Source organism: Yersinia sp. 1252 StPb PI (genome assembly GCF_048593885.1).
GTDB lineage: Bacteria > Pseudomonadota > Gammaproteobacteria > Enterobacterales > Enterobacteriaceae > Yersinia > Yersinia enterocolitica_E.
The window spans coordinates 1-15,692 of sequence record NZ_JAZGQE010000116.1; the positions used below are offsets into that span (position 1 = coordinate 1).

Consider the following 15,692-nt stretch of genomic DNA (forward strand, 5'->3'; position numbering starts at 1 on the left):
AGTTTGATTATGTGATTTTTTAATTAAATTATTGGTATTAATCACTGTCATGTTAGTGGGGTTAATGGATAGCTTTATGTTGTTTAATGTTGCTTTGAATGATTATTTCTGTGATGGTGAATTGCAGTTAAAAACATAATAACACTTTCTAATATTTCTTATCTTTTGAGGCCCGACATGAAAAATGTAGCAATACTCGGAAGCAGCGGGGGAAATCTGTTCAATCTCGGTGGTGCCTACCCCGAAAGACTTCTACAAGAAATCTATACCCAACTCCACTCTGCTGGGTTAGGTGTTAGTGCGGTGCAATTTATTGCAGCGGAAGAATCGATGGATGTGGCAAAGCCGACCACCGCCGCCGCCGTTTATTCAATAATCGCGGAGGAAGGAGATAAACCACGGATTAGCTTCCAGGGGAAACTCTCCGAGGTGAATGACGCGGTAAAATCATCGGACGCGGCCATTGCGGCACAAATCCGAGCCGGTGATATTGATGGCATCATTATCATGAGTGCTGACCCTGATCGCAGTAATAAAGACGCTATTTTGGCGGCGATAGAAAAGAAAATCCCTATTGTGGGCACTGGCGGCACCTCGATGGCAATTATCACCTCCAAAGGTGCCAATGTGATTGCCACCTCTGGCACCACCGGGACCAATAGCCGCACACGGGCTATCTCTTTTACCGCCTCGCTATGCAAACATTGGCAGATAAAATATACCCCAGTGCTGGGCAGTAGCGAGGCCAACATGCCGGGCAGTGACAAGAGCCTGCTAAAAAGAATCAATATCCGTAGCATCATGATCCCAGCTCTGCCTGGTTTTATCGCCATGGCCATTGTATTGGCGCTAAGCCATATCCCAGGGTTGCAATCACTCAATGCCATTTTTGAACTGCTGTTGAAGGGGTTGCCGGTTATTGTCGCGGTTATTGCGGCTAAACAGGTTTCTGAGCTAGATGAAGTGTCGATTGTGGCGGGGGTTGTCGCCGGGGTGCTGTCGGTAGAAGGTGGCTTAATTGGCGGTATTTTGGGAGGGATCGGCGCCGGTATTATGGTGCGTTACCTGTTCGGGCTCTGTCTGAGATGGCAATTCCCAATGACCACCATCAATATCGTAGCGGGTGGTTTGTCCGGTTTATTCTCCGGTTTAGTGATGTATTACCTGCTTAGCCCATTGGCATTAGCCGCTGGTGACTATATCAAATTGGCTATCGAAGCCACTTTGGCCTTTAGCCCGATTTTAGCCGGATTACTGGCCGGTCTGGTTATTTGGCCAGCTATTCTGGGTGGGGTTTATCACGCAGTTATATTGCCACTGGTATTACTGGAAATGGAAAAGTCCGGTGTCAGCTTCCTCGGCGCGGTCGATATGGTCGGGCTGGTGATGGTGGCAGCCGGTATTAATCTGGCAAACGTGATTGCTCCGCGCGAGAAAAGTGAAGCCGCAGTAGCTGCCCCTGGGTTGTTAATTAACCTCGGTTTTGGGACGTTCGTCGAATCTGCTTACCCGTTCATGTTCTCTAATAAAGTCGTCTTTGCTGGAGCAATATTCTCCGCCGGCGTTGGCGGCATGTTGCTGGGATTATTAAATATTAAAGGCGTGGCATATGTACCTGCATTCGCCTCCCCATTCTTGTCGAATAACGCTTTTTATATGGCGATAGTCATGGCGGTAACACTGGTGTTGACCTGTGTAATCACCCTATTAGCCAACAAGTTTGTCGCAATTAAAAAAGCAGTACCCGAATCACCAACACCAGGGATCTCGGGCTAAGAGTTAACAATTAAAAAAGCCGTTTTATATAAATCAAGTAGAGGTAAATATGTTCAACGCTGATATGAGTAAGAAACGTTCCGTCGCTATGGATAAAGTACGAAATGCAATTTCATTACATGGCGGTCAAACTATTCTCAGTACTGGAATAACCGGAGATGATGCTCGCTTAGCGAAAGCAGTATGCGATTCAGGTGTTAAATTATTGGAACCTAATCACCCTGCGTTGGCACTGGCTCGCGGCCATAATGGCGTGACGAATATGCATGCTGCGGAGCGTATTCGTCATGAGATAACCATCGGCCAAATGGCACAAGCCGTGCGGGGGGTGCGTAATGTGGTAGCTGACGATATTTTTATTACCGTCGGCATCGCCGGGGGCTTTACTGAAACTGTACCTACCCCCGTGACAGAACAAGATATTTTATTGATAGCTCAATCAGGGGCTGATGGTTTACATACCCATAAGTCAAGTTTTGAAGATTTAAAGGAACTGGTGGATTTAGCCCATAAATATGGTCTGACGGTGGATGCTTATATTGGTCACCCGAGTGACTTGCATACCTTCGGTATTGCCGCTGAAACCCCCGCTGACGTTGCGCAAGTGGCTAAAACGATGGAAGCACTGGGTGTTGATATGATTGGTTTAATGACTGGCATGAGCTACGAAGGTGTCAGTGCGGGTGATATTCCTGATGCTATCAAACAGCGGCTTCTGGCTTTGGTCGGTGCGGTTTCGGTACCAACATTAGCAGAAGGGGGGATCAATCTGGAAAATGCCAAAGCATTTAAAGATACCGGTGTAAATATTTTGGTGGTGGGCACCGCCATTGATAATGTTGTCTGCAACGCGGCAAAGGATGTGGTATCGCGCTTTATTACCCACTGATAGTATAATGTGAGCAAGGAGGGAGAGTATATTAGCAATAATCTATTCTCCCTTTTTTATTGGAGTCAACGTATGTATAAGTTATTAGCGCTTGCTCTTGATGGCACGTTACTCACTCAGTAAAACCAGCAATCATTATTATGAAATAATGAAACATGGCATCAGTAAGGGGTAAGGATTGCATTATTTATCTCAGCACTTAAATATTAGTGCTCAAGCCGTGGTCAGTATTGGTGATCAGCAGAATGATATCAGTATGTTTCAGTTTTCTGCTGTGGGTGTGGCAATGGGTAATGTCAGTGATTTTGTCAAATCTTGTGTGGGTAGGGTAAGTCAGGATAATAACCAATACCGGGTCGCTTTTACCGTTAATCAACTCTGGCCGGTGTGATTGAATCGCCTTTTGTTTCATAAAATTATTCAGTAGAATGACACTATGTATCGCACAGCTTCGGGCCGCTATTCTTATGAATCAGATCAAACGCAAACAGTTTATTTTAGAAAAGCTGGATAGTCTTGGTGAGGTTTCGGTTATTGGTCTTTCCGAAGAGTTGGGTGTGACGTCTGAAACTATCCGCCGGGATCTTTCCTATTTGGAAAAAAGCGGTGAGGTCACCAAAGTCCATGGCGGTGCGATAAAAGTTCAGAATATACAAGAGGGCAGTTTTGCCCAACGAATGGATTTAAATCGCCAGGAAAAAATGCTAATTGGTCAATATGCTGCATCATTGGTGACTGAAAACGATACTTTATTTATTGATTCTTGTACCACCACACTTATTTTTGCTTCATTCTTACCATTAGTGAAGTTTACTGTTTTTACTAATTCATCATTAATTGCTGATCAAATTAAAAGTAAAAATAATATGGCTGTCGTGCATGTGTTAGGTGGTGAATATAATCATACCTACAAGGCTAACTTAGGCATTCAGACCATTGAGCAAATGAACGATATTCATACGGATTTCACTTTCGTCGGAGTTGGCGGAATAGACAGTTATTTTGGCGTGATGGTAAAAAATTTAGATGAAGGGCGTATTGCCAAGAAAATGTTGGCGATGGGCAGACAGAAAGTTATTTTATGTGACACCAGTAAATTTGGCCAAAGTGGGTTAATGAAAATAAGTGACATCAATGATATTGATATTATTGTCACCGATAAAAAGAAGAATATTCATAAACAAGCAATTGAAGCTATCTATTCAGATAAAATCATCTACGCCAATTAATATTATTTTACAACACCCACCGCAATAGCGGGTGTCTTTATGTGTATTACCTCAGCATTTTTCAGCGTACATTGCAGTACGAATACCCGGTTTGAACCCGTATTGTTGAGCCTGCCAGACAATAATCAACCCAAGGAGTAATAACCCCAACACTGTCCACGGGAAACTTACTGCTCCGGCGCTTTGTAACAACAGGCCACCGATGACCCCGCCCCCTGCAATGGCTAAATTCCAAGCCACCACAATCATTGACTGCGCCACATCGGCATTTTGTCCTGCGGCATCCGCCGACGCGGTTTGCAATAGTGTGGATGCGCCACCAAAACTGAGGCCCCAGAGCAACATGCTGCCATAAATCGCGGTGGGGGATCCCCCGGCGATTACCAATATCAATGCAGCCAGAATAAAGGTACCAAGACTCAGTAATACCGCGCCACGTAACCATCGATCCACGACTAATCCGGTGAACCAAGTTCCCGCTAGTGCACTGACACCAAATACCAACAGCACTTTATCGAGCTGATTTTCCAACCCGGCAGGGGTGATAAAAGGGGCAATATAGGTATAAAGAATATTATGTGCCAGCATCCAAAGGACAATAACCGACAAAATGGGGCGTACGCCAGGGGTGGTGAACACTTTGCGTACCGGTTGCTGCTGTTTGGCCGATTGTCCTGGATAATCAGGTATTTTCACGATAACCCAGACAATCAGCAGCAAAGTTAATCCCGACATAATGGCAAATGCATTGCGCCAACTGAGCACCATGCCCAGCCATGCCCCCAATGGTACCCCTAGTGCCAGGGCGATAGGGGTGCCGGTCATGGCGATCGCCATCGCGCGCCCTTGTTGATGAGGTTGTACCATACGTCGTGCGTAACCGGCGATAAGCCCCCATGCCAGTCCAGCGGCAGCACCGGCCATAAAACGGGCCAGTAAGGTTAAAGTGAACCAAGGCGAAATAGTGGTTAAAGTATTGAATATGAAAAAACCGACAATGGCGCTGAGTAAGGCTTTACGCCGCCCCCAACTACGGGTCAAAGTAATTAAGGGGATCGCAGCCAGTAACGAACCCAGAGCATAGAGTGTCACCAATTGGCCGGCCAATGCTTGTGAAACCCCCAACCCTTGGCCGATCTGCGGCAATAATCCAGCAGGTAATGTCTCGGTCATGATGGCAATAAAGCCCGTCATCGCGAGAGCCAATAATGCCGAGAGAGGAAAGGGTGCTGTTTTCATTATTGTTTCCCGACGCCATAGATGGCGTCCCGCAGATCGTTGACAAATTGCCCGGACATACCTTCGTATAGGGTATTAGTTAATGCGACTGCGGATATCCCTTGAATCCTATCAACAAACCATGAGTGGCCATATGCACCTCCCCAACGCCATGTACCAACGGACTCAGGTGAATCAGCCAGGTGTGGATCGCGCAAGACCGAAAAGCCTAACCCGAAGCCCAAACCGGGAGAGTCAGGTAAGATAAGACCCTGAGTTTGGTCTCGTCCCATCTCATCGACTAAAGCCGCTGGAAGCAGTGGTGAGCCACCCCGACGTAGCGTTTCCAGCAAGCGCAACAGGTCGTTGGCACTGCCTATCATCCCCGCACCGCCAGAAGGGAAAGCATGGCGATTGAGTGCACGGGCAGGAGAAAATCGAATACCGATGGTCCCGGGGAACGCGGCGACAAGTTCATCTTCCTGCAAGGGGTGTGGTGCAGGTGTATCACTGACATAAGGCGTAGCTAGCCGACTGACATCATGGGTGAAAAAATCCGTGTCCTGCATATGTAGTGGCTCGGTGACCAATGCCCTTACTGCCTGATCTAATGGCTGACCACAAACTTGCTCGACAACTGCACCTAAGACATCAATTGCCAATGAATAAGCCCATGCAGTTCCTGGGGCATAATATAGCGGCACATCGGCTAATCGACGTAAGTTCTCGTTGAGTGTGATTGCTGAACGATCCATGCCATCGGAGATCCCCGCGCGAGCATAGGGCCCATCCTCATCAGCTTCACAAAAGCGATAGCTCAAACCGGCGGTATGGCTGAGTAATTGGCGTATCGTAATGGTTGGTAATTCCTCATTTGCCAGCCGGGGTTGAAAGTCAGGTAACCAGCGCCGGATATCGCCATCAAGGTCGAGCTTACCCTGTGCGACTAATACCATTGCTGCTGTAGAAACAATCGGCTTACTGATGGATGCCAAACGAAACAGGGTATTGGAGGTCATCGGTTGTTTGGTTTCGCGATCCGCCCATCCTGCTGCCCGGCTGAAATGTGTCTCGCCGTTAAGCGCCACCATGACCACGGTACCCACCAAGCGCTGTTCGGTGAGCGCCTTATCAATCACTGTATTAATTCTGGCTGCCAGATGCACTGGCTGTATTGGCACTAACGAACTCGCAGACATAGTAATTCCTTAATCTGAATGAATGAAGACTTAACCATAGATGGCAATCTAACAATAGATAACTACGCAATCAGGAAAAAGTGGGGTAGATTTCCAGTATTAGAGGATATAAATGTCCGCAATCGGAGCCGTGATGGATAGCCTAAGCAGTCTGAGTGTTTTTGTTCAAGTGGCCGAGACCCGTAGTTTTGTGATGGCAGGGCGTATATTGGGTGTTTCCGCTTCAGCGGTTGGTAAGAATATCGCACGGCTCGAGGGGCGGTTAGGCGTGAGATTATTTCACCGCAGCACTCGCAGCATAGCACTGACTTCCGAAGGTGCGCTTTTTCTTGAACGTAGTCGGCGGATTCTTGCTGAGGTAGAGGCGGCAGAGCTTGAGCTGTTACAACTTACCGATAAACCGCGCGGCAGGTTGCGGGTCAGTTTGCCACTGGTGAGCACATTGTTGTTACCCGTATTGGCCGATTTTATGCTCGCATACCCCGACATTGAGCTGGATCTGGATTTTAGTGATCGGATTGTTGATGTGGTCGAAGAGGGATTTGATGCCGTCGTCCGTACCGGTGAACTGACTGATTCCCGTTTGTCAGCCCGTAAGTTGGGGCAGTCCACCATGCTACTGGTGGCATCGCCCGCCTATCTGGAGCAGCATGGTGAGCCTATGCACCCTATTGAACTGGCGAATCATATCTGCCTGCATTATCGTTTCCCTAACAGCGGAAAATTGGAAACCTGGCCCTTGCCCAATGAGTCTGATTTGCGGATCCCAATCTCGATGGTATGCAACAACATTGAAACCAGAATGTGTTTTGCTTTAAGAGGATTGGGCATCGCCTGCTTACCGGATTTTTCGATGGGAAAGGCAGTGGCGGAAGGCAAATTACGAAGCTTGCTGGATAGTTATGTAAAGCGCACAGTGAGCTTGCATGTGGTGTGGCCTTCCGGGCGTTATATCACGCCTAAATTACGGGTATTTATCGATTTCCTTAGTGACAGGATTTTTGCGGGCAAATAGCCACTTAAGCTATAGGCGAAAAGTTTTTAGCACAGCATGATTGGCATCTTGATAATCCGGCCGTGGGGACATTACTTTTCTTCAGTCAATAAGGCTTTTTTGGCTGCTTCAAGAAATTCATCCGACAACTTATCCCCGGCGGTGGCGCGCGCCAGTGTTAATGCACCGGACAACATAGCAAGCTGTACCAGCGCGTGTTGCCTGCGTTGTTCTTCATTTTCTATATCAGAAACAGACATTAATCTGTCTAGCAGGGATCTCACGCCACTGAGATAAACCTCTCGCACCGGATTCTCATCATTCTCACGTGCCACATCGCTGGCTAGCGCAGTAATTGCACAGCCATCTTCTGCATGGTCACGGTGGGTGGTTGAGAGATAAAGTTCGACTAACGTGCGCAGATTATGATGCTCGGGCTGGCTGCTGATTTGCTGCCAACGGGTGCTGGAATCGTCGAGCGCTTTGCGACTGGCGATAGCCGCCAATTCATCTTTAGAGGTAAAATGTCCATAGAACCCGCCATGGGTCAATCCGACCGCAGCCATTAAATCGTTGACGCTGACACCATTCAAACCCCGGGCACGGAAGAGTTGCGAAGAGGTCTGTACGATTGACTCGCGATTGAGTGCCATCTGTTGCTTTGATACTCGGGCCATACATTTCTCCTGATTGAACAGGCAGCATCATAAAGTATGCCATGCCAGCACATCAATAGATGTTGCCTCTCATCAATACAGACCTTGATTCATGCCCGCGGTGGTCGGGGGGCGATGATACGGGTACTATCGCCGCCCTGCGCCCGAGCCAGAGTGTTGGTGATTTGTTCGTGTGGTGTCCCCAGAGTAATGGCGCTGACCTTATCAAGACGTGCCACTTGTTCATCACTCAATATCACATCTAATGCTGCCAGTGTGTCATCCAGTTGGGCTTGGGTACGGGAGCCTAAAATAGGGATTAGACTGGTAGGGGAGTTTGCGGCCTTATGGCGCAACCAGGCAATAGCAATATGTAATGGTTGCATGTGGTGTTCCTGTGCTATTGCGATAACTTCATCGAGTAGCGCAGTATCTTGCTCGGTATGCACCAATCGGCCCGCAAAACCAAGTAGACGACCTTCATCGCTTTGACGATATTTTCCTGTCAGCAATCCTCCCCCCAGAGGTGACCACAGTGTGGCTGCTAAGCCGAGTGCTTCGGCCATCGGCAGTAGTTCACGTTCAGCCGTTCGCTGTACCAAACTGTACTCTACCTGAATACCGGCAATACGTGACCAGCCGCGTAATTCTGCCAAGGTATCTGCCCGTGCAATGCGCCATGCCGGGAAATTGGAAAGCCCTGCATACTGTATTTTGCCTGCACGAGTCAGGTCGTCAAAAGCGCGCACAATTTCTTCAAGAGGCGTTAACTGGTCATCAAAATGGGCCCACAATAAATCAATGCGGTCGGTGTTAAGCCGTTTAAGGCTGCTTTCCACGGAAGCAATCATATTGCGGCGGCTGTTTCCGGTTTGAGCAATCCCCGCATCCGGTTGTGCTCCCAGCGTATACTTTGTTGCGACCACAAAACGATCACGTTCCGCAGCAATAAACTCTCCTACGATCTGTTCAGATTGACCGAATTGGTAAGTATCTGCGGTGTCGATGAAATTACCCCCGGCCTCGGCATAGCGGTCAAATACCTGTTTTGCTTCCTCTTTTTCCGAGCCATATCCCCAGGCAGTACCAAAGTTACCGGTACCCAGTGCCAGTTCGGAGACCCGTAGGCCGCTATTACGACCAAAAGTGGTGTATTTCATATTGATTCCCCATCCCAATAATTATTTATGATGACTAACATCTATTATATATGACACTCATAATCTATTTGTGCAAGTGAATCCTCTTTGACACTTAGATGATGATTTCGGGGGGCTATTGTTATTATTGTTAGGCGACACATTATTACTAGAATAAACCCTTCAATAAATTGTGGGTTAATGACAGCGTAATCTTGCGTTACCGACAGGTTAGCCTATTATTTGAACAATTGAGCGTTGTAAGTGCTGCTTTAGGAAGAAGTAAAAGCTCGGTATATGGACCACATTGAACCATCAATAATTTGATATTGGGGATGAATATGCCGCAACTGGTATTTGTTCATGGCGTTGCAACGCGCGATACGCAAGCATACAAAATTGCAGTCACAGAGCGCGACAAACTGTTTCGAGAGCTACTATTCACTGGGACTGACGTTGAGATCCACTCTCCGATGTGGGGGAGCTTTGTCAGCCCGATCCCTCCAGAAGTATTCCAGACCAATGCTGATATCGGGACCTTTTCGTTGAATGTTCGTTCTCTTACGGGTTTTGGCGGAGGACTGATGGGGGGCGTAAACGGCGCTGGCCCAGATTCCAGTTTGTCAATCGTGGCTGTGGGGAAACAGGATCCCGTTGCAGCGCTTGATGCCATCTGTTCCGAGGTTGCAGATCGTGCAGCACGAGAAAAACGTCCTTTGTCAGCCGAAGAGTTTCAGGCGTTTCGTAACGCATCTGAACTCATCGCGTCGAACAACGCGGCCACGGTGTTCCCAGATAATGCCAACATTCAGACTGTAACTGAACAGCTTAAAGATGGCATACCTGCCACTTTTGGGATTGGAAGCGTAATCAGTGATGCGATCTCGGCGGTGACGGATCGTATCTCCCATGCAGCGTCGACTCTTGGCTTTGGTGCGGTTAGAGACAGTATCAGTCCTGCTGTCGGCCTTTTTATGGGGGATGTCTTCGTTTATCTCAAACAGGGTAAAGGTCGGGATAATATTCGGGGTGCCATTCGACAAGCCCTTATCGAAGCGCATAAAGAGAAGAAAGCGGGTAAGGGACCCCTAGTGGTGGTAGGTCACAGTATGGGGGGGGGGTGATCCTTGTTGATATGCTGAGTAATCCGGTGGCGGCTGAACTTCCTGAAGATATAGACGTCGATGCTTTATTCACCGTGGGGTCTCAACCTGGCCTTTTTGCTGCGTTGGACGTTCTCTCGTATAATCCATCCGCTGGCTCATTCCGGCGCAAACCAGACTGTGTTAGACATTGGCTCAACATTTTCGACCCGATTGATCCCCTTGCTTTCCGAACGGACATGATTTACGCAGGGGCTGAGGATCTTGCTTTCAATTCAGTTGCAGGTATCACTGAAACCCACTCGAAGTATTTCCAGCGTCCCCAATTTTATGCGCGCTCTCGAGCTCGGTTGAAGCAATTTGGTATTTTGTGAGGGGTGGACGATGCCATTACTTTTTAACCGAGATATCAAAGGGCCGAAAACACATGCTTTCGTTATAGGTGTGGGGAGTTACCCTTTTGCGAAAGTCGAACGAGGAGTTAATGCGGCTCTACGTTCGGTTCCTGATTTGTCAAGCGCAGCAGACAGTGCGAAGCTCATGTGTGACTGGTTGCTCGCAAATCAGGATCGCCTTGCGGCACCACTGGCGACACTTGATGTGCTGATTTCAGATCCAGAAAACAAAAATAACCGCTATCAATGGGCCACTACTGGTCTGGTTGACTCTGCAACGGAGGCCAACGTCGCGGCAAGAGGACTGGAGTGGTATCAGCGTGTCAGCCTTGAGCCGGGTGATGTTGCTTTCTTCTATTGTTGCGGGCACGGTGCATCACATCTTCAACAACCGGTGCTCTTTCTTGAAGATCTAAACCGCAATCCAGTCAATGTGTGGTCGCACATCAATCTCGGCCAGCTTGCGTACACTTTAAGAAAGAATCAGTCCATTTCTGCTGCATTTTTGTTTTCCGATGCGTGTGGTCAGTATGTACCTGAGTTTGAATTGAGACCGCAGGCGCAAGAGTGCCAGTTCTATCCCGAACATGACTTATTTGCTACAAGTCGCAATCAGGTAGCGCTGCTATGTGCTGCTGCTGAGGGGCAACTGGCCTATGAAGGAGCAGACTCAATCAGTAGTAACCTTAGGTTTGGGCGTTTTACACAAACCTGTCTAAAAGGTCTGAACGGCTCATCTGCCAGATTGTTTTATCCCCGTTGGGGGGTAACTAGCCGCGATTTGCAAAGTGACCTCAAATCGCTACGACATATATTTTTTGACCACTGGCGTGACAGAGAGCCTTTCGAACCTTACCTTGCTGTTCCGCAAAGTGATCCTATCCCTCTGGTATTTCCCGAAAATTTTGAGCTACCCATTGTGGTGATGACGGATCCGCTTGAGCGGATGTCGGATTATGATTTTTTTATCAGCCAAAAAAATGACCCAACGCCGCCGTGGTTAAAGAATAGATCGGCAGGAGAAGCAAGTGCTTGGTACACCACTGTGCCACCTAGCCGCAACGCACTGTATGCTATTGCTGTGAAAGAGGGGGAGCATTACTCGCAGTTATTTCAACCAAAAGAACCGTTATTTGAGCAATGGGTGACCGTCCCATGAAAACGAGTTTATATTTTGAGGCCCCTGACGATCTTTCAGTTGGAACCGTTCGGATCCAGAGTGAGGGCCAGTCCATTGCTGATTGGATTGCAACGCCTGATAATCGTATGTTTTCGACAGAAGATGTTAAGCCCGGCATCTATTGGGCTGAAATTGAACCGGCCGGTGTCTCGCCACAATCCGTTATTTTTGAAGTGCTGGAGGGGCAGGCTAATAAGGTCATCCTGCCGTCCTTCTCAGCACTGACTTCCTCGGGTTCTAATATCTCTTTCTTCGACGCAGAGAACCAGCAGACAGGTGTTGAGGTACCCAACTCGATTAATCTCGATGCGTTGCATCGTTCTTCCTATGAGAAATCGGTTCTTTTCAGTTCTTCTACTCATGAGATTATCCTCGATATTCAAAAGTCATGGCCTGTTGCGATTTCCCCAGACAAGAGGCGTATTTCTATTGGCCTGTCAGAAGAAAAAAATGGTCGGGAAACCTTTGATACTTTTCGAGGCAAGTCGCGGATGGAGATGTTTGCTGGCCGGGTTGAACTTGAAATCCCAGAGGATCGTGATCGCGATCCTTGGGGTAGTAACCGAATAAGATTATCGGCTGCGATTGAGAAGGTGAGAATTGAGCGATGCCTACTGCCTCTGTATCGCGGTGGTACCATAATTCTGGTTATTGCCCCACCGTTTTCGCCGGCTGATCTTGAAATTAGCATAACGCCAGCCGACCCGAAATTGCGGGCACTCTTACGTGCGCTGGATGCCGGGACCTCAACTGAAGTTCAGGCCGTCAGAAACGATATCGTTAATAAGGATGAATTGTTTGGCATCAGTACTGATCCCTGGGCTTCTATCCTCATTGGACTACTTTCGATTCGTTTTCCCGCAGTGTTTCAACCAATCGATCCTCTATGGGCTAGAACGCTCGTAGCGCGAGCGGGATGGGCATTTGACGTATATGTGATTCAGGCCAGTCAGATACTCTCAGCTGCACATGGTAAAAGTAGTGAAGAGCAGAACAATGCAGTATCTCAGGCCGTGAGTTTATTCGCTAAAGCGCAGGTTGCAGGCTCTCCTTACTATCGTTATACCAACCAATTATTTGCTGAATTGGCTGGAGGCATTATGAGTTATCTTAAGGTCAATGAGCCACGTATCGATCCTATTGCTGTGCGGAAATTTGAGCGGATTTATGCTCGCTGGCATCGTGAGTTGCCCTTACAACGTGGTGCCGGGCCAACGTTTACTTGGCTTGCACGAGACTTAGATGTGCTGAAAAAACATAAAAGTCTGGTACCGAACCGAAACCCCTCCGGTAGGTTGCGCGGGTACAGCACATCAGTGGTGTTTGAAGGAGAGATAAGCGCTGGGCAGATCACTTTCTTGCGTGGAAGTCAGAGTAGTTTTCAGCATCCGTCAGTTGAAGAAAATACCGTACAGGTAGCGTGCCAACTATCGGGACAATATCAGTCAGAGAGTTTACCACCTCTGCCGGCATTTTCCCGCCCCCTTGGGTCATCCCTTGATCCTAATAAGGGAAGGTTTGGTGGGCAGGCGGTGCATGATGGGTTTTTCTTAACTGCCGAATTTGAACCAACAAAGAGCCGCGAGTGGGTGACGATAGTTCTCACAGTGCAGGCGGAACGGTCAATGAAGATCGGGCTTGGCGACTTTGCCTGGTTTTCCCTCCATCCGACATTTTTTCCATCGATTATCAAAGTTTCCTTCAGAGGACGTCGCGCACAACTTCGTATTCAAGCGTGGGGGGGATTTACCGTGGGCATTTGGATACCGAAGGCCAATGTTGAACTTGAATGCGACCTTAGCCAGCTTGAACGGGCTCCAAACATCATAAAGTCAAGATGACCTCCAGAGTGAATAATGGGTTCGATCGTCGGCCTGGCTCCGGAATTCGGTATGTCAATTTATGGCGCGACGAAGGCTTTTGTGTTGTTCCTCTCTCAGGGACTGAAGCTGGAGTTATAAATAGCGCTAAGAGAGTCACATATTTTAATCGGATAAAAGTGTCTGAATCGCCATGGAGCGAATACACTCTTCTACGATGCCGTTTTTTATTTGTATTACGTTCATCATCTAATTGTTGAGTGATATCACTGCCGTCCGAATGACGTTTCCTCTCCCGGGAACGCTCTGGTTTTAGTCGGTGACGATCCTGAGTCGGACTTTCTTTTATAGGCTGTTCGTTCGCGAACGGCCCCTGCATGCAACCAAGGAACGAAAGATGGCCTACGCAACAACCAATCCCTACACCGGCGAAACGATCAAGACGTTTCCTGACGCCACTACCGCCGATGTTGCTCTTGCTCTGGATCAAGGCGATGGGGCATTCAAGCAATGGAAAAATACCACAATCGCCGATCGTGTTGCCGTGCTGCAAAAGGCGGCCGACTTGCTCCGAGCCAAGCATACCGAATACGCCAAGTTGTTGACACTGGAGATGGGTAAGCTACTGGGAGAGGCCGAAGCGGAGGTCGAACTATCGGCGGCTATCTTTGAGTACTACGTCGAGAATGCGCAGCAGCAACTGGCGCCGGAGAAGCTGCATTCTAAAGACCCTGCGGTAACCGAAGCGTGGCTGGTGCATGAGCCTCTAGGCATCATCCTGGCTATCGAACCGTGGAATTTTCCCTACTACCAGATAGCTCGAATCATCGCGCCGCAGTTAGCGGCCGGGAATGTCGTGATACTCAAGCATGCGTCTAACGTACCGCAATCTGCCGATGTGTTTGAGAAGCTGATGCTTGAAGCCGGCCTGCCGGTAGGCGGATTCAAAAACCTCTACGCTAGCCGTGAGCAACTCGAAACCATCATTAACGATCCGCGTGTACATGGTGTTGCGCTAACGGGTTCGGAGGACGCAGGTGCTGTGGTTGCAGCACAGGCCGGTAAGGCATTGAAGAAGTCGACGATGGAGCTGGGTGGTGCTGACGCCTTTGTGGTGTTGGAAGATGCTGATCTGGACAAGGCCGCTAAGTGGGCGGTGTTTGGCCGCCACTGGAATGCCGGCCAGGTGTGCTGCTCGTCCAAGCGTATTATCGTGGTCGAGGCTATCTACGACGCTTTCCTTGATAAGTACACAGCTGGCGTTGCCCAGCTCAAGGCCGGCGATCCGCTGGACCCTGCCACGACTCTGGCGCCGCTGTCCTCACAGGGTGCGGCCGACGATGTGCGTAAACAGGTGAAGGAAGCTGTCGGCCACGGCGCGACCCTGACCGTGATTGGCGCTGAGGTGCCGTCGCAGGGCGCCTTCGTGCAACCGGTGTTGCTCACCGGCCTGACTAAGGATAACCCGGCGTATTACTGGGAATTCTTTGGCCCGGTATCGCTGGTCTTTAAAGCCAAAGATGAAGCGGAAGCTATCGAGATTGCGAATGACTCGCCTTTCGGGCTTGGCGGTTCGGTGTTCACTCAAGACATCGAACGGGGCCGCAAGGTTGCAGCTCAAATGTCTACCGGCATGGTCTACATCAACCATCCGACTGCGGTGAAGGCTGACCTGCCATTTGGCGGTGTGCGCCGCTCAGGCTATGGCCGCGAGCTGATTGGTCTGGGGCTGAAGGAGTTTGTCAATCATAAGCTGATTGGTGTGACTGATATTGATGGCGGCTTCTGATCCGCTTTGCAATTTTTAGTTATTCAGAATGAGATTTTATTAAATTGTTCGGAGATCAATAACGGTGCTTCGGCACCGTTATTTGTTCATACCGCGGCAATCATCGGTAAAAGAAAATTCAACATTATATAAGCGGTACTGTCGTCAATAGCTGGCGACGATAAGCTAAGATCCAACCTTTACTAAAAGAGGTACCTGGGCTCAAGAGGAAAAAATAAAAAGAGATTAATAGGGGAAAGGCCTTCGTCACTTAACGATGACCTTAAATTAAGTTTTACTATAAAAATTAGCGCGTATTAAATTTA

Annotated in this window: 14 protein-coding genes and 1 pseudogene; 11 read left to right on the forward strand and 4 right to left on the reverse strand. The window is 48.6% G+C overall.

Features of this window, described 5'->3' with window-relative positions:
- The first annotated feature begins 177 nt into the window (after positions 1–177).
- The 4 genes from V2A85_RS15875 to V2A85_RS15890 all read left to right on the forward strand — a co-directional run bounded on the left by V2A85_RS15875 (position 178) and on the right by V2A85_RS15890 (position 3,894).
- Positions 178–1,776: a PTS sugar transporter gene (locus tag V2A85_RS15875; RefSeq protein ID WP_083159248.1), complete on the forward strand. Its 1,599-nt coding sequence runs from the start codon at positions 178–180 to the stop codon at positions 1,774–1,776.
- A 49-nt stretch (positions 1,777–1,825) separates the two neighbouring features.
- The gene (locus tag V2A85_RS15880) at positions 1,826–2,665 is read left to right on the forward strand and encodes a histidine biosynthesis protein (protein WP_372558512.1); all 840 of its coding nucleotides are present in this window, start codon (positions 1,826–1,828) and stop codon (positions 2,663–2,665) included.
- A 178-nt stretch (positions 2,666–2,843) separates the two neighbouring features.
- On the forward strand, positions 2,844–3,056 hold the full coding sequence (locus tag V2A85_RS15885; RefSeq protein ID WP_420071804.1) for an HAD hydrolase family protein: 213 nt from the start codon (positions 2,844–2,846) through the stop codon (positions 3,054–3,056).
- Between the two features lie 76 nt (positions 3,057–3,132).
- Complete coding sequence (locus V2A85_RS15890) at positions 3,133–3,894, forward strand: DeoR/GlpR family DNA-binding transcription regulator (protein WP_420071805.1); 762 nt, start codon at positions 3,133–3,135, stop codon at positions 3,892–3,894.
- Positions 3,895–3,945: 51 nt separating this feature from the next.
- On the opposite strand, the gene V2A85_RS15895 is transcribed toward V2A85_RS15890, so the two are convergent.
- Together V2A85_RS15895 and V2A85_RS15900 are read right to left on the reverse strand one after the other, a co-directional pair.
- Positions 3,946–5,133 (reverse strand): MFS transporter, encoded by a 1,188-nt coding sequence (locus V2A85_RS15895; RefSeq protein WP_420071806.1) that lies wholly within the window; start codon positions 5,131–5,133, stop codon positions 3,946–3,948.
- The gene (locus V2A85_RS15900; protein WP_372558515.1) at positions 5,133–6,311 is read right to left on the reverse strand and encodes a serine hydrolase domain-containing protein; all 1,179 of its coding nucleotides are present in this window, start codon (positions 6,309–6,311) and stop codon (positions 5,133–5,135) included. The genes V2A85_RS15895 and V2A85_RS15900 overlap by 1 nt, the downstream gene beginning before the upstream one ends.
- A 133-nt stretch (positions 6,312–6,444) precedes the next feature.
- On the opposite strand from V2A85_RS15900, the gene V2A85_RS15905 reads away from it, so the two are divergent.
- Positions 6,445–7,326, forward strand: coding sequence for a LysR family transcriptional regulator (locus V2A85_RS15905; protein ID WP_420071812.1), 882 nt, complete (start codon positions 6,445–6,447; stop codon positions 7,324–7,326).
- A gap of 71 nt (positions 7,327–7,397) precedes the next feature.
- On the opposite strand, the gene V2A85_RS15910 is transcribed toward V2A85_RS15905, so the two are convergent.
- Together V2A85_RS15910 and V2A85_RS15915 are read right to left on the reverse strand one after the other, a co-directional pair.
- The gene (locus tag V2A85_RS15910) at positions 7,398–7,982 is read right to left on the reverse strand and encodes a TetR/AcrR family transcriptional regulator (protein WP_372558516.1); all 585 of its coding nucleotides are present in this window, start codon (positions 7,980–7,982) and stop codon (positions 7,398–7,400) included.
- Positions 7,983–8,071: 89 nt separating this feature from the next.
- Positions 8,072–9,121 carry an aldo/keto reductase gene (locus tag V2A85_RS15915; protein WP_420071807.1) on the reverse strand — a complete coding sequence of 350 codons (1,050 nt, stop codon included), beginning with the start codon at positions 9,119–9,121 and terminating at the stop codon, positions 8,072–8,074.
- Positions 9,122–9,441: 320 nt separating this feature from the next.
- Between V2A85_RS15915 and V2A85_RS15920 the strand changes: the two genes are divergently transcribed.
- The 6 genes and pseudogenes from V2A85_RS15920 (at position 9,442) to V2A85_RS15945 (ending at position 15,387) form a co-directional block, all read left to right on the forward strand.
- The gene (locus V2A85_RS15920; RefSeq protein WP_420071808.1) at positions 9,442–10,224 is read left to right on the forward strand and encodes a hypothetical protein; all 783 of its coding nucleotides are present in this window, start codon (positions 9,442–9,444) and stop codon (positions 10,222–10,224) included.
- On the forward strand, positions 10,221–10,577 hold the full coding sequence (locus V2A85_RS15925; RefSeq protein WP_420071809.1) for a hypothetical protein: 357 nt from the start codon (positions 10,221–10,223) through the stop codon (positions 10,575–10,577). Before V2A85_RS15920 ends, V2A85_RS15925 begins: the two co-directional genes overlap by 4 nt.
- Positions 10,578–10,587: 10 nt before the next feature.
- Positions 10,588–11,757 carry a hypothetical protein gene (locus V2A85_RS15930; protein ID WP_420071810.1) on the forward strand — a complete coding sequence of 390 codons (1,170 nt, stop codon included), beginning with the start codon at positions 10,588–10,590 and terminating at the stop codon, positions 11,755–11,757.
- Positions 11,754–13,619, forward strand: coding sequence for a pYEATS domain-containing protein (locus tag V2A85_RS15935; RefSeq protein WP_420071811.1), 1,866 nt, complete (start codon positions 11,754–11,756; stop codon positions 13,617–13,619). The genes V2A85_RS15930 and V2A85_RS15935 overlap by 4 nt, the downstream gene beginning before the upstream one ends.
- Before the next feature lie 15 nt (positions 13,620–13,634).
- A pseudogene (locus tag V2A85_RS15940) lies at positions 13,635–13,736 on the forward strand (SDR family oxidoreductase); the annotation flags it as partial.
- Between the two features lie 259 nt (positions 13,737–13,995).
- Positions 13,996–15,387, forward strand: a complete 1,392-nt coding sequence (locus V2A85_RS15945) for an NAD-dependent succinate-semialdehyde dehydrogenase (RefSeq protein WP_372558518.1) — start codon at positions 13,996–13,998, stop codon at positions 15,385–15,387.
- Positions 15,388–15,692 lie beyond the last annotated feature (305 nt).